This is a genomic window from Acutalibacter sp. 1XD8-33 (assembly GCF_003612555.1).
Taxonomy (GTDB): domain Bacteria; phylum Bacillota; class Clostridia; order Oscillospirales; family Acutalibacteraceae; genus Acutalibacter.
On the sequence record NZ_RAZF01000009.1, the window covers coordinates 1 to 23306 of the forward strand.

Consider the following 23306-nt stretch of genomic DNA (forward strand, 5'->3'; position numbering starts at 1 on the left):
AGGTCCGGTGGGACCGGTTGCTCCATCAGCGCCGGTAGCTCCCGTTGCCCCCGTAGGGCCGGTTACGCCATTCGCGCCCGTGGCTCCCGCCGCTCCTGTAGGTCCGGTGAGACCGGTTGCTCCATCAGCGCCGGTAGCTCCCGTTGCCCCCGTAGGGCCGGTTACGCCATCCGCGCCCGTGGCTCCCGCCGCTCCTGTAGGTCCGGTGGGACCGGTTGCTCCATCAGCGCCGGTAGCTCCCATAGGACCAGCCGCACCGGTGGGGCCAGTCGCACCAGTAGGGCCTGTAACTCCGTCCATACCCGGAGCTCCAGTCGGCCCCGTATCACCTCTGGGGCCTGTTGGCCCGGCCAAGCCGTTTGCTCCGGTAGGCCCCACAGCCCCAGTAGGCCCGGTACTGCCGTTGGCTCCTGTAGGGCCAGTAGGTCCAATCAGACCTGTAGCACCTGTAGCTCCTGTCGGCCCAGTAGCACCAACGGGACCAGTCGGGCCAGTTGGGCCACCCACAGGATATGGCGGACAAGGCGGAGGGCAGCAAGGAGGCGGACAGGGTGGAAGCTCGCCGCAGCAGCAACCATCGCCGGATGCCGAGGAACCCGAATAAATTTTCATATTCATGCTGGGATTACCTCCAAAAATGGTATGGCCCCGGCTCTTCTCATGAACCAGGGCCTATTCCAGTATATGCCTGTCCGGAAAAAAGGTGCAATTACAATATCTTGCCGAAAATCCTCATCTCATTTTTTGGCAGAAAATAGTATATTTCCAGCCAACGTACAGCTCAAAATTCCCGAGACAATCACCGATTTACGGTTCCTTTTTGTTTCCTATTTTTCGCGGATAAAGAAACGCAATGATTTTAAAGCAGTCTGTTTAGTAAAGCAAACCCGCAAATCTATCGGTCCCTGCTTGGAAACCACAGTACCATACAGAGGGGCAAAACGGGTCATGCCGCCGGTGCCCGGCCCAGAACAGGATCCCAGAATTTCTCCTGTGGCATTATCCGCCAAAATCAAATCCACCGTGCCGGAAACGGAGGACACCAAGACCTCAAACCCATCGCAGCCGTGGAGATCCACCGCTTGATATACCGCATAGCTGCGAAAATCCTTGGCTTCCAGATACTCCTGCCAATCCCGCTTGTCTGTCAGGAACTCCACATTCCGATAGTCGATGACGTCCAAAGGGTTGATGGGCTTTCGTCCATCCCGGCCAACTAATTGTTGGCCTTCAATATACACGGTACAACGGCAACGGATATCCTCAGAGGACGCGCTGATCTCCAGAATATACTCCCCATCCTCTACCACATAGCTGTTTGAGTCTGTATCCCAGAAGGCAAGGTCCTCCACCTGGAAAGATAAGTGAGCAGTGACTTTCTCGCCTTGCTTCACAGCCAAGCGGGAAAATGCCTTCAGCATTTTCCTGGGCCGGGTAAATAGAGACTTAGGCGGCACTACATACAACTGCACTACCTCGTCACCATCCCAGCTGCCCACATTTTCAATATCTACGGAAACATGCACCTCGTCCCCGCAGGAATAACTTCTCTGGTCGGCAGCCACATTGGAATACGCAAAATCTGTATAGCTCAGTCCATAGCCGAAGGGATACAGTGGCTTGCCATCAAAATAAAGATAGGTGGTCTTGTTCTTCATGATATCATAGTCGTCCAGAGACGGAAGGTCCTTAATAGAGCGATACCATGTAGACGGCGTACGTCCGGCGGGAACATTTTCTCCAAACAAGGTATTGGCCGCCACATGTCCCAGACAAGGCCCCAGATGGCTGGAGCACAGCACTGCACCGGCATGTTCCCGCTCCTCTGCAATGGCAAAAGGATAGCCAGTAATCATATAGAGCACCGTATTTCGGTTCATCTCCCACACAGCCCGAAGAAGCTCACCCTGCGACAGAGGCAGGTTGATGTCCGGACGGTCATATTCCTCCCGTGCGTTAATGAGAGGCTGATTGCCGCCGCAGACCACGGCATAGTCCGCCTGAACCGCCAGCCGCGCGGCCCGCTGTGCGCCAGAAGAAACCACCTCCGCCGTGAACTTTACGTCACCGCAGTCTCCATGAGTCACCGCCGAGATTACTCGGCCTTCTCCATCAACAGCCACATCTCGTCCCTGCCAGGTAGACAGATACAGAACACCGTCCTCCTCTTTGGCGGTGAAAAGCTCCATCACGAACCAGCCAAAGGCCTCGTCGGAAACACAGTTGAGTCCGGGGTTAACCGGCATCCGATGAGCCTCCTCCTGCATGGCGGCAAATCCCGCCCCTTCCGTGACATATTTCCGCGTTTTCAGGGAGCGCAGGGTCCAGGAACCATAATCCCAGTCCGTGCGCTCGAAAACCTCAGCGCTATTGGCAGTATCTGCGTCTGCCATCAAAGCGCCGTTTTTATCCAGGCGGACGTATTTTCCCGTTTTCTGAGACTTCAAAACAATATGGTCCAATCCCTCGTCAAAGAGCACCCGGTTCTCCCCCAGCTTCTGGCGCAGTCCAGCCACCACCGAGGTCTGGTTCGGAGCATAGCCGCAATACCAGCAGGTATAGTTCTTATCGGCGAGAGGGCCAACCACCGCTACTTTGCACTTTCCATCGTCCTTGAACGGCAGCAAACCATTATTTTCTAGAAGAATCATGGACTCCTCGGCCGCCTGAACCGCCAGTTTTTTATGTTCCTTGCAGGCCAGTTTGGATTTATTCATATGGGCGTAAGGATTCTCTTGGGGATCGAATTCTCCCAGCATGAAACGGATAGTAAACATGTCTATCAAGGCCTTGTCCAGCTGGGATTCCGCCAGATAGCCTTTTTCCAGGGCTTCCGCTACTGCCGGATTCACCATATCCTGGCTGTCCAGCATCATGTCCGCGCCTACACCCAGGATATCCGCAATAGAGTGGGCATGGTCCTCATAGCTGCGGTGGGCTCCCACATTTTGACCAAAGTCTCCCCCATCACTCAGGGCAAACTCCATCCCCCACTCTTTTTTGCAGATCTCCCGAACATCAGGATTGTTTACTCCCTCTACGCCGTTGATACAATTATAGGCGGTCATCAAGCCTACGGCTCCACCCTCCCGGATGGCAGGTTCAAAGGCTTTAAGATAGTATTCCCGCTTCAGCCGGGGAGTGATATTGGCATTCGTGGTCTGGCGTTCATTTTCGTAGTTATTTGCATAGAAATGCTTCAGCAGAGGCGCAGACTTCAAATAATACACATGTTCTCCCCGCAGGCCCCTGGTATAAGCCGCAGTCAGTTTGCCCGTCAGGCAGGGGTCTTCTCCATAGGCCTCTTCGTTGCGTCCCCAGCGGGGGTCCCGCTCCATATCCACCGTTGGTCCAAAAAGGGCCAGCGAGCTGGGCGGATCCATCTGATTGCTGATGCGTACCTCATCGCCAGCCATATCGCCTAGTTTTTCCATCAGCTCGCTGTCAAACATTGCTGCCATGCCCCAGGGCTGGGGCAGTATGGTGGTTTCCCTCTGGCCATTCCGCTGCACCAGGCCTCGGGCAATCTCCACTCCAAATCCTACTTCTGGAATTCCTAACCGTGGAACACCGTCCAAATGGTTGGTTACCATGCGGACCTTTTCATCCCTGGTAAGCAGAGCCACCAATTCTTCCGCCCGTTTACGGGGAGGCAGGGCAGTATTTTGGAATACATATTGATCACTCATATTCTTTCTCCTTCTATTTTCATTTTGCAGGTCACACAAAAATTTTACCACATCCTTCCAGGTTTTTCAACTAAAAATCAGCATTTGCCTGGCATTTTTTTGATTTCTTTTTTGCATTCCATTGCATTATCCCATAAAATGCCCCAACAAAAACACTCCCAGAAAGAACTGCCTGAACGAACACTCGCAAAAAATCGTTGAGGATCACGATATCTGACAGCACCCACCGGGCAAAAGTAATCCCCAGTGCCGCACAGAGCAGCGGAACTAAAATATCCCGGACCAAAAGTATCTGCAAATGACTCACCTTCATCAGCCGGTGCAAGCTCATTGACGCATTAAAAATTGTGCTGAAAAACAGGATGGCTACATAGCTTTCCATCCCAAAGAATCGTAAAAGGCAGAGCACCAGCACAACCCGGATTAGAGAATCCGCAAAATTATACTTCATGGAATTGAACTGTTCATCCATCCCCTTCAGCAAACTGTCAACGACCACATCCAGATAAGTTAGCGGAACCAAAGGCGCTAATATGCGCAAATAGTCCCCGGCGCTTTCACTGTGATAAAAGGCCTGCCCCCAGCTGCCTCCAAAAGCCACGAACAGCGCCGCGAAGAAGATACCAAAGGCCAAGGCGGCCTGGACGGCCCTGCCGGAAATGTATGCCACGGCATTCTTATGGCTGAGTTCTCTCTCTTTAGCAATTTTAGGAATAAGCAGTGAAGCAAAGGAGGTAAGGAAGGAGGAAGGAAAGTACAGCATGGGCATGGCCATTCCTTGCAAAAGCCCGTATTGAGAAAGGGAGTCGGAATAGCCCAGGCCGGATTTTTGCAGCTCTCGGGGAATAAGCAGGTTTTCCGCCGTATTCAGCAAACTTTTGGCAGCGGAACTAAGTGTGCATGGCAGAGCAATATGGGACAAACCGTGGAGGACTCCGGCACTTCTTTCCTTTTGAGACGGCGTATTCCTTTTTATGCTTTTGCGATATGCGGTCCAACTGGTCAGAAAGGACGCGGCCTCTCCCAGAGTGGAAGCACACATAGCCGCCAGACAAGCGTTCTCTATCCCCTGGGGCACAAATCTCCAGAAAAGAAAGACTGTAGCCGCTATGGTAAGAATTTGCTCTAAAGCGTCTGAGGCGGCTGTGCTGAGGGATTCATCTACAGCAAGAAAATATCCTTTCATACAGGTGCACAAGGACATAAACGGTAGGCCTAGGCCCAGAATGCGTAAACAAGGCGCGGCAGAAGGATTTCCTAAAAAGAATCCCGCAGCAAAATCTGCCAGAAAAAACAAACACATGGCAATACACAGGCTGATCGTCAAGCAAAAGCCAAAGCACTTTGCCACCACCGAACGGACAGTGCGTCCTCTGCCCGCTGCCATTGCCGCCGTTACCATACGGGTAACGGCTAAACTGATCCCCGAGGTGGACAGCGTCACCGTCAGCATAAAGATAGATAAGATCAGCTGATAGAGCCCCATACCTTCTGAACCAATGTGCTGGGAAAGGTAGGAACGGTAGCCCATATTAGTTATCCGCAGAAAGAGGGAAACCAAGGTGAGCACGGCCCCTTGTAAGAAAAATTTTTGTTTCGTCATGGGGTCACTCCATTTCACATATATTGACAAAAACCTCATTACGGTATAAAATAACATACAAAGCCATTAGGTTAAAGTAAGTTTACCTCACAACGTTGCTTTTGCCATACCCCGGGCACAATCCATATTTCTGAAAACCTTATAAAGAAAGAGTGATGAAATGAACGAAAATTGGACGGAAATCAGGATCACCGTACCCTCAAGTAAAGCAGACCTGGCCGGGGACATTGCCAACATGACTGTCCCATATGGTATCTATATTGAGGATTACTCCAATTTAGAAGATGAGGCCATGAAAATTGCCCACATTGACCTGATTGATGAAGAACTGCTGGCAAAAGACCGTGCTCATGCCATAGTTCACATTTATATAAGCCAAGAAGATAATCCTGCTGAAGTCATTTCATTCTTGGAAGAACGGTTCCTCGCCTGTGATATCGCATATTCTATTGATTGCGCCGACTGCGTAATAGACGATTGGCTGAATAATTGGAAGAAATATTTTAAGCCAGTTCCTATAGGCCAAAAATTACTGATCCGTCCTATCTGGGAAACCGATTTCAACCCCATGGGCCGGGCTGTCCTGAATCTGGAGCCCGGTTTGGCCTTTGGCACCGGCACCCATGAAACCACCCGGTTGTGCTTGGAGTTTATCGAAGAGAACCTTTCCCCTGGATCTCGTTTTCTAGATATGGGCTGCGGTAGTGGAATTCTTTCTGTGGCCGCGCTGCTGTTGGGCGCTGAATCCGCTGTAGGAATCGACATAGACCCTCTAGCTGTAAAAACAGCGCAGGAGAATGCCCGGTTAAACAAAATGGAAAAGAACTTCACTGGAATCTGTGGAAATTTGGCAGAAAAAGTAACCGGACAGTATCAAATGATTACCGCCAATATTGTGGCGGACGTGGTGATTCAATTGACAAAAGATGTGCCGCAGTTTTTGGCCCCCGGTGGAATCTATATTATCAGTGGTATCATTGACACCCGCGAACAGGATGTGCTGGACGCTCTACAGGACAGATTTACCGTCGTCAGTCGAAAGGAGGACCATGGCTGGATCGCCATGGCGCTAAGCGCCCGAAGGGATATCGCCGATTAACTTGAAAAGTGTTTTTTCAAGTTGCAGATAAGGCCAATATGCTTTGTGACTTTTCCTGACTCTCATAGAAACGCGGCGTCCCCTACCGACCATAATTCAGCATGAAGTCCTGTTGTTTGTACGAGTTCAAAAAATGGAGGAATCGAGATTGGAGTACGAAATTCTGGAATATAAAAAAATATAATGAAAATGAAATTCTGCCACTCTATAAAAGCGTTGGCTGGACTACTTATACTTCTAACCCTGAAATGCTGCGGAAGGCTTTTGAGAATTCCTTGAAAATCTATGCGGCCTATGTCTGTATGCGTCCCATGGGCATCATTCGCGCGGTAGGCGATGGCCACTCTATCGTGTATATTCAGGATTTGCTGGTACATCCCAATATCAGGCGTAATGGCATTGGCTGGGCCTTACTCATGAGGATGATGGACACCTATAAGGATGTTTACCAACGGGTCCTTCTGGCGGACCACACCCTGAAAACTTCTCGATTTTATAAGTCCATGGGATTCCAGCAGACTTCCGAACTCAACTGCAAAGCCTATTTAAAAGTTTACCACAAACCTATGGAAAGGACGTGATTGTATGAATATTTTGGAGACTCCCCGCCTGCGGCTGCGGCCCTGGCGCATGGAGGACCTGGAGGATTTTTACGCCTACGCCAAAAATCCGGACGTAGGTCCTTGGGCTGGTTGGAAGCCCCATGCGAGCAGGGAGGAATCTCGGGAAATCCTCAGCAGGTGGGTGGAACCTCAGGAAGGCACAGTCCGTCTGGCTCTGGAGGAAAAGGCCTCCGGCAAGGCCATTGGCTCCATCGGCATAGAGGAGGACGGGCGGCGGTCCCATGTGGAGGGCTGCAAAAGTCTGGGCTATGTGCTGGGCAAGGACTACTGGGGCCGTGGACTGATGACCGAGGCGGTCCAGGCCGCCATGGATTATGCCTTTCAGGTAATGAAGCTGCGGCTACTGACCGTCACCCATTACCCGCAAAATTTGCGCTCCAAGCGAGTGATCGAAAAAGCAGGCTTTTCCTATGAGGGCAGGCTTCGCACGGCCACAACCATCTACAATGGTGAAGAACGGGATCTCTGCTGCTACTCCCTGCAGGCCTGGGAATACTGGTGTATGCGGGCAAAAAAGGCCGGATTCTCCCTGAAACTGCCGGAAAATATGGAGCGGGATGATCTGGAAGCCATGCAAAAAGAATTTGTGGAAGTGGATCGAGATGTAACTCCCTTTGGACTGGATCCCAAAGGAGCCAGTTTCGAACGCTGGCTGGAACGAACGATCGCCTGGCGCTTCGCGGTCCCCAAGCCCACCTACGCCAAATCCACCCTCTACATTCTTGACAGCCCTCAAGGCCGTTCTGCGGGAGCCATTGACCTGCGCCACTATCTCACCGAGCGGTTGCTGAGCGGCGGCGGAAACATTGGCTATGGTATCCGTCCCAGTCTGCGCGGAAAGCATTATGCTCCCTATATGCTGGGTCTGGGGATGGAGAAGATCAAAGAGCTGGGATTGGAAAAGGCACTGGTCTGCTGCGATGAAAATAATCCAGCATCCGCCCGCACTATTGAGGACTGCGGCGGTAAGTTAGAAAGCATTGTGGAAAGTCTGCGGCGGTATTGGATTGCTGTTTGACGGGTCCTCGAGTATCTCAGGTATGATCTTCAAAAGCCATTGATGAAGGATAAGCGGCGTTCTGAAAGAAAACGATTCAATATTCTTATAGAAAAGAGGTTCGTGTAAATGCATAAAATTCGGATTGGAAGCATTGTCCCCGGTGAGGCTGTGGAAAAATTTTTGCCGGAATTTCTGAAGTATGGTTATGAGTGTATCTCGTTTAATTTCCACATGGTATTCCCAGAAAAGGATCTGGCGGCTTTTGCGGAGAGGGTGAAATCCGCTGCGGACGGTATGCCAGTGGAGGTGTCCTCCATCGGCTACTACTGCAATCCTCTGGAAAATGAGGAGCAGCTGCATACACTGGAGCATTTTATCGACAACGCCAATTTGTTCCACACGGATTTAGTTACAACCTTTGCCGGAGGATTGGAAGGCCGGCCGGTAGAAGAAGCGATGCCCAGGTATAAGGCTGTTTTCAGCGAACTGGCAAAGCGAGCTGAGCATAATGGCGTGCGTCTTGCCATTGAGAATTGTCCCATGGGCGGCACCTGGCAGAGTGCTGCCTGCAACATTGGCTTTAATCCCAAAGCCTGGGAGATGATGTTCCAAGAGGTGGACAGCCCCGTCATCGGATTGGAGTGGGAACCAGCCCATCAGATGGTACAGCTTATCGATCCCGTTCCCCAGCTGGAGCAATGGATCAGCCGAATATATCACCTGCATGGCAAGGATGCCACCATTGACTGGAATCGGGTGAAAAAATTCGGTGTTTTCGGCGCGGAAGAGTTTGCTCTAGCCCGTACGCCTGGTTATGGAGATACCGATTGGAGGGATGTGTTTCATGTGCTTTACATGCACGATTTCTGCGGAGATTTGTGCGTGGAGGGTTTCCACGATCCCATTTTCCATGGCAGCCTCGAGCTGGCCGGACAGCGGCATGCCCTGAACTACCTCAACTGGTGCCGAGGAATTCCTGGCTGAGAGAATTCTATACCGCGCCTTCAAAAGGCATCCTGCATTTCACTGGTAATAATCGTCCCAATATTATGCATCTGATTCCACAATAAACTGCACAAAAATGGCCTACCATTAAAGAAAAAAGCGCATGACAGACCACAAAGGTTTGTCGTGCGCTTTTTATATTGACACACAATCAAATTATATGCATTTTCAAAACAGCTTTCTTTGTGCAATTCCTTCTTCTATTAAGAGAACAGATGGAAAAGCTACAAAGAATCCAACGTCAAAATCATAGGCGTTTTACCATAATGTAATCATCCATTACATAGCCGCCGCCAATATCTGTTACGACACTGTCTACAATTGTAAAGCCGTAGTGACGGTATACTTCCACCGCATGAGTATTTCCTTTGTTTACCGTCAGACGTATAGCGGGCAATCCGTGCCAGCGGGCCTCTGCCTCTACCAGCTGAAAAGCACGCTTTGCCGCGCCTTGGCTCCGTAGTGCGGGCAGCAGATAGAGTTTGCTTAAAAACATTTCATCCCGGCCTTCATATTGGGGAGAGAACCCTATAAATCCACCTGGGACTCCATCTCCGTAGACCATATAGTATTCATAGCCCTCCCGAGCCTGTTGCTCGCGCACGGCCTGAGGAGACTGGAATTTTTCAATCATGTATTCCGTCTGTCCCTCTGGCAAAAGCTGGTCATAGGTCAGATGCCACACCTGTTCCGCTACTTGACACATCGACTGAAGTTCCTGGTCTGTGTCCACCTTTTTCAGCTCAATCTGCATTTTTCTTCCCTTTCTGCATAGTTTCCTGGGACGCAAAACAATCTCATAATTCTGCCGTTGTGAATTCGCTGTAATTTCCCAAAAAGGAGAACCTGGGCAGTTCCGCGTTCAACGCGCAGATCAATTCCAGTGTTTCCGGATTATGGATACAGCCGGTAAAATCCAAATAAAAATCATATTCGAATTCACTGCCGGGGATAGGTCGAGATTCAATCTTCGTCAAGTTCAGCCCGCCTAAGGCAAACCGTTGTAAAATATGATATAAGGAACCCGTGGTATGGGGCAAAGAGAAGCACAGGCTGATTTTATTTGCATCCAGAGACAGCACAGCCTCCCGGGAAACTGCCACAAACCGGGTCGTATTATTCTTCTCGTTTTGAATCCCCCGCTCCACAACCCTTAGTCCATAGCGCTGGGCCGCCTCTGCAGAGCAAATAGCTCCCACCCCCGCCGGGCATTCCTGAGCCACATATTGAGCGGCAGCGGCCGTATTGGAATACTCTACAGGAGTTATTCCTCTGGCAGTAAGATAGGATGAGCATTGGGAGAGTGCCTGAGGATGAGATACAACTCGAGTGATCTCTCCCTCCCCAGCCGCGGCCAGACAGTGTTCTACCTTTACGTCTACCGCTCCCACAATAAAGAATCGGTAGCGCAGGATCAGATCGTATACCGCCGTCACGGAACCTGCCGCAGAATTCTCCACAGGGAGCACGCCTAAAGCGCCCTCTGCCACCTGCTGGAACACTTGGTCAAATTCCGGCACAAATTCAACCGGAATCTGATTAAAAAGGCTGCGGGCCGCTTGATGAGAATAAGCGCCTTCTACGCCTTGGCAAACCACTTTGCCTATAGGCTGGGGCAATCGGCGCCTGGCGGAGCGTTCCAGTTCCCGAAGGGTAGAGTTGTTGTCCAGCAGTATATGCTGCCGGGCTCTGCTGATAGCCATAATCGTCTGGTATAAAGCCACCGCGCTGCCGCCAAAATCTCCCGCCTGGGCGCTGACACGGTTCAGAATTTCCTGTTCCCGCTGGGCGTTTAGCACCGGTGCGCCAACCTGACCTTTCAGCTCCGCCACTCTCTGGGAGCACTCCATCCGCTGAAGAAACAACGGCAGCAATTGAGCGTCAATCTGGTCGATTTTTTCCCGCTCCACATCTAATTTTTCCTGAAATTCCCGTTCATTCATAAGTTCCCCCAAAGTTTTTTGATTACGAAAGCATCCCGCTTTGAGCAAGCAGTTCTAAAGCCGCCAAGCAAGCCGCCGCTTCTACTGCCGGAGCTCCCCGTGGCACAATACAGGGGTCATGCCGTCCAGTAACGGCTAATTTGCTGTTTTCCCCTGTTTCCAGGTTCACCGTGTCCTGCTCTCGACTAATGGAAGAAGTCGGCTTTAGAGCTACCGTAAAAATTAGCGGCATTCCGTTGGTAATCCCTCCTAAAATACCGCCGGAATGATTGGTCTCAGTGCGCACCAGACCACTTTCCTCCATATAGAAAGGATCGTTATTTTCACTGCCCCGCATATCCGCCACAGCAAAGCCCGCGCCGAACTCTATTCCCTTTACTGCCGGAATACCGAAAACCAGAGAGGCGATAAGGTTTTCCGTTCCCCCAAACATGGGATTTCCTACCCCCACCGGCATACCAAGAATGGCGCATTCCACAAGGCCGCCTACGCTGTCCTGGTCCATGCGAGCCTGGTTAATGGCAGTGCGCATTTCTTCCCGTACTTCCGGATCAATCACTGGGAAATAGGATTCACTTAACCGTTTCAGCAGCTCTGGGGAAACGGTTACAGGATCAAAACGCGGGTCGTCTCTGCCACAGGCGGCAATATGAGTCACATGAGAACCAACTGTAATTCCCCGCCGGGCCAGCATCTGTCTGGCAATCGCTCCAGCAAAAACCAGAGGGGCTGTCAGCCGTCCGGAAAAATGTCCCCCGCCCCGCACATCGTTATGGCCCCCATACTTCACAAACGCCGTATAATCCGCATGTCCTGGCCGGGGCAATCTCTTCAGCTGGCTATAGTCCTTGGAACGTTGACTGGTATTTTTTATGATGGCGCAAAGAGGCGCGCCGGTAGTCACTCCCTCCAACAAGCCGCAGAGCACCTCAGGGGAATCCTCTTCCTTTCTGGTAGTAGCGGTCAGATCCTGTCCCGGCGCCCGCCTGGACATCTGTTTTAAAATCTCTTCCCAATCAATTGCCTCGCCTGCGGGTAAACCGTCTATATTTACGCCAATCGCTTTCGTGTGGCTGCCTCCAAAAATGGAAACTCGAATTCTTTCACCCCAGCTGGATGACATCTGCCTCGCCTCCCAAGTTTCTGAAATCATCATAAAAATTCGGATACGTTTTTTGGATGCTCCAAGCGTCCGTCACCTGGACAGGAGCCTGGCTTCGCAGCCCCGCCCCAGCCAGTGCCATCAATACCCGGTGATCATTACAGCCTTGGGCAACTCCTCCGGCGAGGCTCTCCACGCCCTGAATAATCAGATCGTCTCCCTCTTCCCGAGCCTGCCCGCCCAAAGCGTTAATTGCCTGTTTCATAGCTGCCAGACGATCGCTCTCCTTCAGGCGCAAACGCCGGCCATTCACGAATCTCGTCTCGCCTTTGCTAAGAGCCGCGCAGACAGACGCCGCCGGAACCATGTCTGTAATCTGGGATACATCGATGTCCTGTCCCGTAAGGCCGCCAAAGGGTTCTCCCGCCCGAGGATTCCGAGCTATCAGCTCCCCTTTCTCCCAGCAGGTCTCCAGGCCGAATCCACCAAAAACTTCCAGGCAGGCCATGTCGCCCTGCAAGGATTCCGGGTTCAATCCCGCAATACGAACCTCGCTTCCTTGGGGAGACAGCGCTGCCATATTTAAAAAGAACGCCGCCTGGGACCAATCTCCTTCTATAGAGTAGGAAACACCGCGATAGCGCTGCTTTCCCGGAACACGCCAACCCTTGTGGGTAGAAATGAGCTTTACGCCGAAATCCCCCAGAATGTCCCAGGTCATGTCCACATATCCACAAGATTCCAAGGGAGAAGTAAGCACAATTTCGCTGTCTCCGTCCAAAAGCGGCAGAGCAAACATTAAACCGGTCACAAACTGAGAGCTGATATCTCCCGGCAACTCAAACCGCCCAGGCTTCAACTGGCCCTCAATTTCCAGCGGCAGCCCTCCTTGGGTAGAAACATTCACGCCATGGGTTGGAAGCAGATCTTGATAAACGCCGATTGGCCGCTGAGGCAGCCGTCCCCGGCCGGCAAACCGCCAGGAGCCACCCAACGCCGCCGCAATAGGAATGATAAACCGCAAAAGAGAGCCGGATTCTCCGCAATCCACTTCAGAGCCTCCAGCAAAATCTCCTGCTTTCACCCAGGCGTTCTTTTGGGATGGATCGACCGCTGTTTTTGCTCCCAGAGCCTCTACTGCTTTCATTGTAGCTAACACATCATCACTGAGCTCTATATTTTCCAGCAAACATCCCCCTTGGGTGAGAGCCGCGCACAGCAAAGCCCGGATAGCGGCGCTCTTGCTGGGGGGGACTGTCACTTTCCCTCCAGAAAAATGGGAGCCATACTTTACCTGATACATCTGGCAATCTCCTTCATTCGTGATGCCGTTCTATTGTTAACATATACTTTTTGAAAGAAAAGGGCTTTGCACGCTTGTCTTTCAGAAACTGTATATGTTTCTTATTATACCAGCTAGAGACTGGGCTTGCAAGGAAAATAAATTTACGGGTGTCTAAGATGAACGCCGCTGGATAAAAAATGCTTTTTCAAGAAGGCCTGCGGCGATCATTCGGATAACGTGCAATCCGTCCTTGTACTCCTATCACAACAGCCGGCAGGCAATCTCCTGCAGCCTGGGCAAGGCATAAGGGAAAAATTCTTGATAAGCCGGACAAAAATAGTTGCCGCCGTTCTGCGCTAGAGGCTCCCGGTCCCGCCGGCATCCTCCCCTGCAAATATTTCTCCAAGGGCATCCCTGGCAACGCTCCCGGCGGGAAACGCCCTGAGATAAAAACCTCTGGGCAGTTTCACTCTCTGCCATGGACGCAAAGGAATCCTCCCGGATATTTCCCAGCCGCCACTGGTCCAAGCAGTAGAAATCGCAGGGATAAACCGAGCCGTCAGCCTCTATCACATTTTGAAGCATACACTCTCCCCACAGTCCGCAGCTTTCCGGACGCCGGCCCAAAAGCATGGCCAACAGATTTTCAAAATATCGGATATAAATAAACCGTCCAGCCATGATATCCTGATACCAAAGGTCAAAAAGTGTTTTCAGGAATTTGGCATATTGAGCCGGAGTCAAAGAATAGGGAGACGTTCCCCGTTCCGCCTCTATGGGGTCCAGACAAGGAATATACTGCTGATAAAGCAGATTGGACCGGCGATAAAAAGAATATATCTTACTAATGGAGTCTGCCGTGCGGTTTGTCACTACTGTAAGCAGATTGAAGTCCACTTGATGGGCAGTCAACTTTTGAGCTGTTTTCAGTACCCTGTTGAACGTGCCCTTCCCCTCTGGATCCAAACGATTCCGATCATGAACCTCTTTCACCCCGTCCAAAGATAACCCCACCAGAAAATGGTTATCATGGAGAAACTCCGCCCACTCATCGTCAATAGCCAGGCCGTTGGTTTGAATCGCGTTGGCGATTTTTATATGATGGACGTTATACTTTTTTTGCAGGAAAATGAGTTTTTGAAAAAAATCCAGCCCTCTCAGCGTGGGTTCTCCTCCTTGAAAGCCAAATGAGCAGAATCCAGTCGCGGCATCCAAAGCCTTTTGCACCAGGATTTCCAAAGTCTCCTCTGACATAAACCCATAGGAAAAGGTGTCTCTGTTCTCCTGCTCATCATGATAGAAGCAGTACCGGCAGCGGAGATTACATCCTCCAGATGCGGGCTTAATCAGCAGGCTGAGCGTTCGCATGTGGTCCCTCCTTCTTTTTATAGAATCGTACTGTAAGCCGCACTATATTGGGCTGGATATATTGAGCGGAAACAGAGCCTTTATTCATTTGAACAATGGACTGAACAGCAGCAAGCCCGATGCCATACCCTCCGGACTTCTGGGTCCTTGCGGTGTCGTCCCGGTAAAATCTTTCAAACAACTTATCTGGCGGGGCCTCTGGCAAGCTGGCACAGGTGTTCTGAATTTGCAGCGTAGCCTGTCCTTTTTCCCCATACAGGCGGATTTCCAGACTTCCTCCCTGATCCGCGTACTTTATACTGTTATCCAGCAAGATGGAAAGCGCCTGACGGATCTGATTCTTATCCGCCCACAAGGTGGTTCCAGCCTTAATGCTTTTTGACACCTGGAGGTCCTTCCCTTTTATGAGCTGGGAAAATTCTTCCAGCATCTGAATTATAAGCGCATCAAAGAAAAAATTCGTTGGATGAGCCTGCATCGTTTCCTCGTCTATGCGGGCCAAAAACAGTAAATCGTTGACAAGCCTGCTCAGTCTTACCGTTTGCTCTTTAATGTTTTTACTCCACTTGCTTTCCCCATTATATAGCTCCAGAGCCTCCGTATTGGACTGGATAATGGCCACAGGCGTTTTAATTTCATGGCCGGCGTTTGTGACAAACTGTTTTTGACGCTCTACATTTTCCGCGATAGGCCGAATCGCCTTTTTGGACAGCAAAATGACGCAGAGCAGCATCAGAACCCAAGATACCAGGCCTGCCCCAACAGAGAGAAACAGTACGCGGATATAGGAAAGAATCTCTACTGAAGTATCCAAAAACACAATAGACACGCCTGTATGGGCTGGAGATTCCTTCATGAGATATCGAAAACATCCTTTTTCACCTCTTTCCGATTCTTCTCTATACACAGACTCAGCCAAAGCCCGCGCCTCTTCTTTTGTGACCTGAGAAGTCCGGCTCACATCCACAAACACTACCGTTCCCTCAAGATCAAACCGTACTACAAAATAGTTGGAGGCCATAAAGGTGTCATAATCATTGGGCCCCATATCCCGCAGTTCAGAAGGAGCTTCTCGGAAGGGTTGGGGCTGCATAGGAGGAAGCTGCCCGATGTCTCCCCCGGTCCTTCCCAACATTTCCAGAGTATGGTCCAATCTCCCACTGACGATGGCAAAATTGATGATATTGATGGCTCCAAGCAAAACCAGGATAAGCCCGGTTATGGCGATCATCGCCGTTGCCACAAATTTCCATTGGAGAGTCCGGATCATTGGCGTACCTCCAATGTATAGCCGATATTTCGTTTCACCGCAATCGCCACATTGGCGTGCAGCAGGGAAAGCCTTTTTCTCAAATAGGAAAGGTAGACCCAAACCACGCCCACTTCTGCTTCCGTATCATAGCCCCATGCCTTGCAGAGCAAATCTTCTGTTGAAAGATAAATTCCTTGGTTCAGCATGAGCGTCTCCATGAGAAGATACTCCTGTTTCGTCAGCACAAACGATTGCTTGCCGCTGGAGAGTTCGCAAGTTTTTTGATTAAGCGTAATATTTCCACAACTCAGCACATTCGGAATATATTCCTCCCGGCGGCGAAGCATCGCTCGCAGTCTTGCCAGAAGCAATTGAGTAGAAAAAGGCTTGGGCAGGTAATCGTCCGCTCCCAAATCCAGGCCTTCCACCTGATCCTCTACCTCTGCTTTTGCTGTAAGTAACAATACCGGAGTACGGCAGCCTGTGCCGCGAATCCTCTTTAAAACTTCCAAGCCACTGAGTTTCGGCATCATGATATCCAAAACAATACCGTCATATTCCTCCGCCAGAGCGTAATCCAGTGCTTTTTCTCCGTCATATACAGCATCAACGATATAGTTATGGTAGACCAAAATGTCCACAACCGCTTCAGACATGGCCGGCTCGTCTTCCGCATATAAAAGTTTCATAAAAGCACCTCCAATAAGCGACAAGCAACCAGCTTTATCAAAATCCATTTTATCAAAGACGGGCCAGCTTTTCAACACCAGATTCCGTCTTTTCCGGTTTGTATCAAAATATTTTTATCCCACCAGCATAGCTGAAGATTATTATATGGAAGCGGACAAAAGGACCGCTTGGCCGGAAATTCCGGCCAAGCGGTCCTTCGCGGAAGAGAATGATTACTTCATACCCTTCTCATAACTCTCGATCATCTTCTTCACCATCTGGCCGCCCACAGAGCCAGCCTGACGGGCGGTGATATCGCCGTTGTAGCCCTGCTTCAGGTTCACGCCAACCTCAGAGGCAGACTCCATCTTAAAACGCTCCATAGCTTCCTTGGCCTCGGGGACCATAACAGAATTGCTTTTCATGATTCTCGTCTCCTTCATAAAGTTTTTTCGCGTTTGCATTATCTATTGTGACTGTTTTCTCCGGCTTTATAACTGTCAATTTTTGCATATCTACCGCGAAAAAACGGAGTTAGGCTGTAGACTGGCTCCCCGCGCTGAATTATCTTTCATTTCAAGAAGCTACATTCTGCCCCAGTGCCTTTGCCTGGAGCCCGTCAAACTCTTCCATGCACTGCTCTACCGTAGAGCCGTTTAGCAGTTTCCGTACAATCAAACAGGTATTGCCCCACTGCTCTACCGTCATACCTGCGTTAGAGCCCAAAACATAAATGCCTTCCTCAATCCTGTCATTGAGAGGTTTTAAAGAAGGTGCACAGTCCACCGATACATTTTTTGAAGGCGAGATCACTCGGTTTGTTTCGGCATAAGTCTTAAGTGCTTTATCGGAAACCATTACATCCAGCACCCGGGCCGCATCTTCTCTGTGCTCTGCCTCCACACCCACAGCAAACCCTGTCATGGGCATTACCGGCATCTGGCCCCGACTGCTGGGAAATCCAATCACCTGCATCTCAAAATCTGTTTTTCCATAAGCCGTTTCCGTATTGGCCGCTCCCCAATAAGCCATGACGATGGGCGTTTTCTGGGCTAGAAAATCCGCCCTTTCCCCTTCAATTGCTTCACTGACACTGGCTTTTTCCTTGTCGATATAGCCACGGTCAATTAGCGTCTGAAGGAACTCAAAGCCCGGGCGCATATAGTCGCTGTATTTGGCTTCGCCGCTATTCAGCGCCGCAATCTCCGCCTCTGTATTTCCAGCATTATACAAATCCGCATAGGCCTGAGCAAAAACAAAGGTTTCCAGCCACCAGCGATTGGCGCCCACCGGCGTCTCAATCCCATTTTCTTTGAATATCCGGCAGCATTCCAGAAATTCTTCCGGCGTCTGCGGCAGGCTGAGATCGTATTGGTCAAACATGTCTTTGTTGACGAACAGTCCATAGGCCACTACCTCCTGGGGAATGGCAACTAGCTTTCCATTCACGGTATTGGCCGTGCGGATAATATCCCGCAGATTTTGCGCGCTGTCCAAGCCTGACAGATCCATCAGTCTCTCCTCCTCTCCCAGAAGCAGGATGGTGTCCGGGTTCAGCAGGTATATATCATCCATATTATTGCGGGCTCTGTCAAGAGAGACTTCATCATAGGTTTTATCCTGATAGTTTTCCGCCGTATACGTTTTATATGCCACGGTCACACCCAAAGCGTCCTCCGCCATCGCCACTGTCAAATCTAAAGCATTTCTGGCAACATTCTCCGCGTTGGGGTCAGTTTTCTCCATGGGGCTGAACAGGTTCACCAGTTGTTCTTCTTCCTTTTCCCGGGAAATCAGGTTCTTGGGATCTTGGGAGGTTCCACAGGACGCCAGTGTCAGAGCGGTCAATATTGCCAAGCAGCCAATCGACCACTTTGAGATTCTCTTTGTCATTGTGCTTCTCGTTTTCGGATACATTGCGCGATCACCTTCTTTAAAAGTTCCATATTTAATGGCTTTGCTATATGAGCATCCATTCCAGCGTCCAAAGCCGCCTTCTCATCTTCAGCAAAGGCGTTGGCTGTCATGGCAATGATGGGGATGTGCTGTCCAGTATTCTTTTCCAAAGTGCGGATTGCTCTTGCCGCCTCATGGCCATTCATCACCGGCATCTGCACGTCCATCAGGATCCCGTCAAACTCTCCTTCCTCCGCCTGTTGAAAGCGCTCTACCGCCAAACGGCCATTCTCCACAATTTCGCAGGAAGCGCCTTCAATTTCCAGAAGTTCCACAAGAATTTCGCCGTTGATCTCATTGTCTTCCGCAGCAAGAAAGTGCAAATCCTTCAAGGCACCGCTCTCCTGAGCTTCTGCGCTATCCTCTCTCGGCTGCATCCACATTTCTTCCAGTTTCTTCTGAAGCGCAGAGACAAAGAACGGCTTTGGCAGAATCCCTGTACGCTCCATCATAAGAGCCTCTTCTGTCCCCGCCGCGTCGGGATCTACCAAAAACACCATTGGTATAGAGTTGCCCAGCGCTTTCCGCAGCTCTCGGGCGACCGGAAGGTCGCGAACATCCCAGTCCAGCAGTACCAGCTGGCAGTCCCCGCCTCTATCCTGTAACCGCTCCATAGCCTCGTCCAAATTCTCCGCGACATCCAGCCGGACACCGGCATCCTCCATCAATGTTTGAATATTCTTCCGGCTCTCCGAATCCCGGTCCACCAGCAAAGCGCAAAAGAGCCCATGCTTTTTCCAGAACTGCCGGTTCTCCTGTTCCTCAAAAATCCGGAGCTCCAGGTCCACCCGGAAAAGGGACCCCTGGTTCACTTGGCTAAAGACTTCAATCGTTCCTCCCATAAGTTCCACAATACTTTTAGTAATCGCCATGCCCAGCCCAGTGCCCTGAACTTTATTGGTGGTACTGTTTTCCGCCCGGGTAAAAGCGTCAAAAATTGTCTCCAGATACTCTGGCGTCATTCCATAGCCGTCATCTTCCACCTCAATACGGATATGCTCGTATTGTTTGGAATGCTGCTTCAGCCCAATGATTCGAAACCAGATATGCCCCCCATCCGGTGTGTACTTCACCGCGTTGGAAAGAAGATTGATCAAAATCTGGTTAATTCGCGTTTCGTCTCCTACCAGATATTCATACCGGATGCCCGTTACCTCCAGACAGAACTCCTGCCCCTTGGCTTTCGCCATTGGATGGATGATGGCATCCACAGAGGAGACTATATCACTGAGGGCAAATTTGTCAAAATTCAGTACAACTTTCCCGCTTTCAATTTTTGACACATCCAGAATATCGTTGATCAGGCCGAGAAGATGTTGTCCGGAAGCCATAATTTTCTTTGTATATTCCCGCACCTTTGCCGGGCTCTCCGCGTCTGTGTCCAGGAGCGCAGCAAATCCAAGTACCGCATTCATGGGGGTACGGATGTCGTGGGACATATTTGAAAGAAAGGTGGTCTTGGACCTGCTGGCAATCTGAGCAGCCTGTAGTGCTTCCGCCAGCTGTTGGTTGTGCAGCTTCCGCTCTGCCTCTCTTTCTTTTCTTACTCTGTCTTGCTGCCTCCAATTAAAATAGTACAGGACAATGCATAGGAAAAATGCCACCATCATAGAGGCCACAACAATAAATATATTTTGGTTAACCGTCCGCCCTTCCTGCTGGATAGCCTCCACTGGTACATAGCCCACCAGATAGATTGTTCCGTCATTTACCGGCCACATATAGTTGAGAGCATGGATCTCCCGAATATCATGGTAAAACAAAATATTATTCCCGCTTTTCAGGCATTCCTCCACGCCTGCTTGAATCTCCGTGTCCATAATATTGTTTGCACGATAAAAATCAGCCAGATTCAGATGACCGGCGCTTCGCTGCCCCATTCCTTTGGGCTTCAAAACAAAACGCCTGCTTTTTGCGTCCATAATATAGAGCGACGCCTGCTTATTGTAGAACCCGTTTGGCAGCGATCTGTCAATAACGTCATAGATATATTCCGCATAAAGAGTTCCAATTTCTTTGCCATCGCGCTCCACTGGACATTTGGCTGTATATGCCCATGTGCCCATATAGTTTAAATAGGACTGGGAAACCGGCAGTCCACCTATCGTTCCGCCGGCAGAAAAGTCCAGCCCCTCCTCGGTGAACCGTTCTCCTGTATTGGAAATCCCTTCTGTTTTTCCAGAAAGGATCAAAGACATCTTCGACATGGTTTGGTTTGTTTCACATGCGCGGATATAGGCTTCCGGATCCTCTGCCCGAGCGATCTCATGGGCAATCAACGTCTGAAAGTCCGCCTCACTGCGCAAGATTGCCTCAATGGTGTATTGGATCAGATCCAAACTCTCGCTTACATTCTGAATCGCTGATGACGACATCTCTTGGGTGATTTTTTGTGAGACAGTATATACCACTGTCCCTAAAACGCAGAAAATCAGCAGGATAGAGAGGAGCAGGGATATCCCCTTGCGCTTTTCTTGTTTCTTTTGCTTCTCTTTCATAGATAAATCACCATTCTGATATTTTGGGAGCACGCCAGAACATTCCTCTTGAAAAGGCTTCTTTGCGCTTTCATATTGAGAGAGATCTGTTTATCTATTATACTATTTTCTTCATTTTAGTGTCAATAGCTTCCTGACAGGACATAGGGTTTTCTTATCCTAGCTTCTCTTTTTGCGAGGACTACCAGAGTCGAAAAATCTCCTCTATGCAAATACTGTTTCGCAATAGAACCTGTTTCATCCGCTTTTCGACAGTTTGCAAGGAAATCCAAACCGCCGTCCGCATATAATAAAAGAGCATACTTTTTGGAAAGGGTCTGGTTTTATGTGTGGAATTGCAGGCTTCAGCGATTATGATGGAAATCTGTTGGATGAAAAATATCTTTGGATGGCCTTAGTTCGGCGTATGGCCCGCCGGCTCTCTCACCGGGGTCCAGACGATCAAGGCGCTCACGTTTCTGCCCATAGCGCCTTGGCACATAGGAGACTGGCGGTAATTGACCCGCAAAATGGCCATCAGCCCATGACAACCGTTCGAGATGGCAAGGAGTGCACTGTCGTCTATAACGGCGAACTCTATAACGCCGCAGAACTCCGCGTCGACCTGGAAAGCCGGGGATTTACTTTTTACACCGACTGCGACACCGAAGTTGTGCTTAACGCTTACCTCTGCTACGGAGAAGAATGCCCGGAAAAACTCAACGGAATCTTCGCCTTCGCGGTAGATGACTGCGCCAAAGAGCGCACTTTCCTGTGCCGGGACCGCTTTGGGGTAAAACCGCTCTTTTATACCTTCCAAAACGATCGGCTGGCCTTTAGCTCGGAAATCAAAGGGCTGTTCGAATATCCCGGTGTAAACCCTGTCCTGGGCAGAGATGGGCTTTGTGAAATTTTTGGCCTAGGGCCGGCCCGCACTCCCGGCTGCGGCGTATTTCAGGGCATTTATGAGCTAAAACCTGGATATATGGCGTTCTTTGACCGAGAGGGTTTTCGGGATCAGCAATATTTTGATCTGACCGCTATGCCCCACATGGAGGACTATGAAAGCACTGTGACCACCCTGCGGGAATTGCTGATGGATACCGTAGAACGGCAAATGGTTTCTGATGTGCCTCTATGCACCTTTCTGTCCGGCGGGCTGGATTCCAGCGTCGTGACCGCTATCGCAGCGCGTCTTTTAAAAGAGCAGGGGAAATCCCTTTCCACCTACTCCTTTGAGTTTCAGGGCAACGAAGAATTCTTTACCCCTTCCTCTTTTCAACCGGACCGTGACCAGGCCTGGGCGGAAAAGGTCAGTGAACTGCTGGGCACCTATCACACTACACTTCTTTGCAGCAACGACCAACTGGCGGACTCTCTTTTTGAAGGTGTAATTGCCAAAGATCTGCCTGGCATGGCCGATATTGACGGTTCTCTGCTTCATTTCTGCCGCCAGGTAAAAAAGAATCATGTAGTTGCCCTCTGCGGGGAATGCGCGGATGAAATTTTTGGAGGATACCCCTGGTTCCACCGGCGGGAAATGTTCGACGGCACTCATTTCCCTTGGAGCAATAACCTTGATGTCCGTCAATCCTTGCTGAAGCCTGAGCTGGCGGAACAGTTGAAGATTGAAAATTACGTAAACTTAAGATTACAGGAGGCCTTAGATTCTGTCCCAGTTCTTTCTGGAGAATCCGCAGAACAGAGGAGAATGCGAGAAATATCCTATTTGAACATGAAATGGTTTATGTCAACCCTTTTGGATCGAAAGGACCGGTGCAGCATGGCAAGCGGTTTAGAGGTGCGCGTGCCTTACTGCGACCATCGGATTGCCCAATACGTATTTAACATTCCCTGGGACTTCAAATGCCCGGGCGGCATTCCAAAAGGCTTGCTGCGGGACGCCGCCAAGGGCCTGCTGCCCCAGGAGATTCTCCAACGGAAAAAAAGCCCCTACCCCAAAACCCATAACCCTGGTTATGAGCAGATTCTGAAGCAGCGGCTTTCCTTTATTCTGCGTGACGGCCTACAGCCTATCCACAAAATCCTTTCAGAAGAAGTGGTGCAGGGCTTGCTGAATCAAAACTTTGACTACGGCAAGCCCTGGTTCGGTCAGCTCATGGCCGGGCCCCAGATGCTGGCCTATTTGATCCAGATTAACTACTGGATGCTTCACTATAACATCTATCTGGACATTTAAAGCCGGTATTCATATTTAACGGCGGCCACAGATTG

17 protein-coding genes and 1 pseudogene are annotated in these 23306 nt (G+C 50.3%); 5 read left to right on the forward strand and 13 right to left on the reverse strand.

Annotation, left to right across the window (positions count from 1 at the left end; genetic code table 11):
* The 3 genes and pseudogenes from D7X94_RS08235 to D7X94_RS08245 all read right to left on the reverse strand — a co-directional run.
* Window positions 1-507 (reverse strand): annotated as a pseudogene (locus tag D7X94_RS08235) (collagen-like protein); the annotation flags it as partial.
* 320 nt (window positions 508-827) lie between these two features.
* On the reverse strand, window positions 828-3689 hold the full coding sequence (locus tag D7X94_RS08240; protein ID WP_120427250.1) for a glycoside hydrolase family 3 C-terminal domain-containing protein: 2862 nt from the start codon (window positions 3687-3689) through the stop codon (window positions 828-830).
* Window positions 3690-3759: 70 nt separating this feature from the next.
* On the reverse strand, window positions 3760-5292 hold the full coding sequence (locus D7X94_RS08245) for an oligosaccharide flippase family protein (protein WP_207667180.1): 1533 nt from the start codon (window positions 5290-5292) through the stop codon (window positions 3760-3762).
* A 160-nt stretch (window positions 5293-5452) separates the two neighbouring features.
* On the opposite strand from D7X94_RS08245, the gene prmA reads away from it, so the two are divergent.
* From prmA to D7X94_RS08265, 4 genes are all read left to right on the forward strand, one after another.
* Window positions 5453-6391: a 50S ribosomal protein L11 methyltransferase gene (gene prmA / locus D7X94_RS08250; protein ID WP_120427252.1), complete on the forward strand. Its 939-nt coding sequence runs from the start codon at window positions 5453-5455 to the stop codon at window positions 6389-6391.
* A 101-nt stretch (window positions 6392-6492) separates the two neighbouring features.
* Complete coding sequence (locus tag D7X94_RS19110) at window positions 6493-6972, forward strand: GNAT family N-acetyltransferase (RefSeq protein WP_120427253.1); 480 nt, start codon at window positions 6493-6495, stop codon at window positions 6970-6972.
* A 4-nt stretch (window positions 6973-6976) separates the two neighbouring features.
* The gene (locus D7X94_RS08260; RefSeq protein ID WP_120427254.1) at window positions 6977-8032 is read left to right on the forward strand and encodes a GNAT family N-acetyltransferase; all 1056 of its coding nucleotides are present in this window, start codon (window positions 6977-6979) and stop codon (window positions 8030-8032) included.
* A gap of 108 nt (window positions 8033-8140) precedes the next feature.
* Window positions 8141-8998 carry a sugar phosphate isomerase/epimerase family protein gene (locus D7X94_RS08265; RefSeq protein ID WP_120427255.1) on the forward strand — a complete coding sequence of 286 codons (858 nt, stop codon included), beginning with the start codon at window positions 8141-8143 and terminating at the stop codon, window positions 8996-8998.
* 268 nt (window positions 8999-9266) lie between these two features.
* On the opposite strand, the gene D7X94_RS08270 is transcribed toward D7X94_RS08265, so the two are convergent.
* From D7X94_RS08270 to D7X94_RS08315, 10 genes are all read right to left on the reverse strand, one after another.
* The gene (locus tag D7X94_RS08270; protein WP_120427256.1) at window positions 9267-9773 is read right to left on the reverse strand and encodes a GNAT family N-acetyltransferase; all 507 of its coding nucleotides are present in this window, start codon (window positions 9771-9773) and stop codon (window positions 9267-9269) included.
* Window positions 9774-9816: 43 nt separating this feature from the next.
* The gene (locus tag D7X94_RS08275; protein WP_120427301.1) at window positions 9817-10962 is read right to left on the reverse strand and encodes a bifunctional chorismate mutase/prephenate dehydratase; all 1146 of its coding nucleotides are present in this window, start codon (window positions 10960-10962) and stop codon (window positions 9817-9819) included.
* 22 nt (window positions 10963-10984) lie between these two features.
* Complete coding sequence (aroC, locus tag D7X94_RS08280; RefSeq protein ID WP_120427257.1) at window positions 10985-12085, reverse strand: chorismate synthase; 1101 nt, start codon at window positions 12083-12085, stop codon at window positions 10985-10987.
* Window positions 12066-13367 (reverse strand): 3-phosphoshikimate 1-carboxyvinyltransferase, encoded by a 1302-nt coding sequence (gene aroA / locus D7X94_RS08285; RefSeq protein WP_120427258.1) that lies wholly within the window; start codon window positions 13365-13367, stop codon window positions 12066-12068. The genes aroC and aroA overlap by 20 nt, the downstream gene beginning before the upstream one ends.
* A gap of 243 nt (window positions 13368-13610) precedes the next feature.
* Window positions 13611-14717, reverse strand: coding sequence for an anaerobic sulfatase maturase (locus D7X94_RS08290; protein ID WP_120427259.1), 1107 nt, complete (start codon window positions 14715-14717; stop codon window positions 13611-13613).
* Window positions 14692-15987: a sensor histidine kinase gene (locus D7X94_RS08295; protein WP_120427260.1), complete on the reverse strand. Its 1296-nt coding sequence runs from the start codon at window positions 15985-15987 to the stop codon at window positions 14692-14694. The genes D7X94_RS08290 and D7X94_RS08295 overlap by 26 nt, the downstream gene beginning before the upstream one ends.
* A complete protein-coding gene (locus D7X94_RS08300; protein WP_120427261.1) occupies window positions 15984-16658 on the reverse strand; it encodes a response regulator transcription factor in 675 nt (224 codons plus the stop codon). Before D7X94_RS08300 ends, D7X94_RS08295 begins: the two co-directional genes overlap by 4 nt.
* 213 nt (window positions 16659-16871) lie before the next feature.
* Window positions 16872-17063 carry an alpha/beta-type small acid-soluble spore protein gene (locus D7X94_RS08305; RefSeq protein ID WP_120427262.1) on the reverse strand — a complete coding sequence of 64 codons (192 nt, stop codon included), beginning with the start codon at window positions 17061-17063 and terminating at the stop codon, window positions 16872-16874.
* 151 nt (window positions 17064-17214) lie between these two features.
* Window positions 17215-18531, reverse strand: coding sequence for an ABC transporter substrate-binding protein (locus D7X94_RS08310; protein ID WP_120427263.1), 1317 nt, complete (start codon window positions 18529-18531; stop codon window positions 17215-17217).
* Window positions 18528-21092: an ATP-binding protein gene (locus D7X94_RS08315; RefSeq protein WP_120427302.1), complete on the reverse strand. Its 2565-nt coding sequence runs from the start codon at window positions 21090-21092 to the stop codon at window positions 18528-18530. The genes D7X94_RS08310 and D7X94_RS08315 overlap by 4 nt, the downstream gene beginning before the upstream one ends.
* A 325-nt stretch (window positions 21093-21417) precedes the next feature.
* Between D7X94_RS08315 and asnB the strand changes: the two genes are divergently transcribed.
* Window positions 21418-23271 (forward strand): asparagine synthase (glutamine-hydrolyzing), encoded by a 1854-nt coding sequence (gene asnB / locus D7X94_RS08320; protein WP_120427264.1) that lies wholly within the window; start codon window positions 21418-21420, stop codon window positions 23269-23271.
* Window positions 23272-23306 lie beyond the last annotated feature (35 nt).

Bases quoted from the DNA above. Each gene is read 5' to 3' on its own strand.
- D7X94_RS19110 (WP_120427253.1), top strand. From the start codon at position 6,493: ATGAAGTCCTGTTGTTTGTACGAGTTCAAAAAATGGAGGAATCGAGAT.
- D7X94_RS08290 (WP_120427259.1), bottom strand. From the start codon at position 14,717: ATGCGAACGCTCAGCCTGCTGATTAAGCCCGCATCTGGAGGATGTAAT.
- D7X94_RS08275 (WP_120427301.1), bottom strand. From the start codon at position 10,962: ATGAATGAACGGGAATTTCAGGAAAAATTAGATGTGGAGCGGGAAAAA.
- D7X94_RS08240 (WP_120427250.1), bottom strand. From the start codon at position 3,689: ATGAGTGATCAATATGTATTCCAAAATACTGCCCTGCCTCCCCGTAAA.
- D7X94_RS08270 (WP_120427256.1), bottom strand. From the start codon at position 9,773: ATGCAGATTGAGCTGAAAAAGGTGGACACAGACCAGGAACTTCAGTCG.
- aroC (WP_120427257.1), bottom strand. From the start codon at position 12,085: ATGTCATCCAGCTGGGGTGAAAGAATTCGAGTTTCCATTTTTGGAGGC.
- aroA (WP_120427258.1), bottom strand. From the start codon at position 13,367: ATGTATCAGGTAAAGTATGGCTCCCATTTTTCTGGAGGGAAAGTGACA.
- D7X94_RS08295 (WP_120427260.1), bottom strand. From the start codon at position 15,987: ATGATCCGGACTCTCCAATGGAAATTTGTGGCAACGGCGATGATCGCC.
- D7X94_RS08315 (WP_120427302.1), bottom strand. From the start codon at position 21,092: ATGAAAGAGAAGCAAAAGAAACAAGAAAAGCGCAAGGGGATATCCCTG.
- D7X94_RS08300 (WP_120427261.1), bottom strand. From the start codon at position 16,658: ATGAAACTTTTATATGCGGAAGACGAGCCGGCCATGTCTGAAGCGGTT.
- D7X94_RS08310 (WP_120427263.1), bottom strand. From the start codon at position 18,531: ATGACAAAGAGAATCTCAAAGTGGTCGATTGGCTGCTTGGCAATATTG.
- D7X94_RS08305 (WP_120427262.1), bottom strand. From the start codon at position 17,063: ATGAAAAGCAATTCTGTTATGGTCCCCGAGGCCAAGGAAGCTATGGAG.
- asnB (WP_120427264.1), top strand. From the start codon at position 21,418: ATGTGTGGAATTGCAGGCTTCAGCGATTATGATGGAAATCTGTTGGAT.
- D7X94_RS08260 (WP_120427254.1), top strand. From the start codon at position 6,977: ATGAATATTTTGGAGACTCCCCGCCTGCGGCTGCGGCCCTGGCGCATG.
- D7X94_RS08265 (WP_120427255.1), top strand. From the start codon at position 8,141: ATGCATAAAATTCGGATTGGAAGCATTGTCCCCGGTGAGGCTGTGGAA.
- prmA (WP_120427252.1), top strand. From the start codon at position 5,453: ATGAACGAAAATTGGACGGAAATCAGGATCACCGTACCCTCAAGTAAA.
- D7X94_RS08245 (WP_207667180.1), bottom strand. From the start codon at position 5,292: ATGACGAAACAAAAATTTTTCTTACAAGGGGCCGTGCTCACCTTGGTT.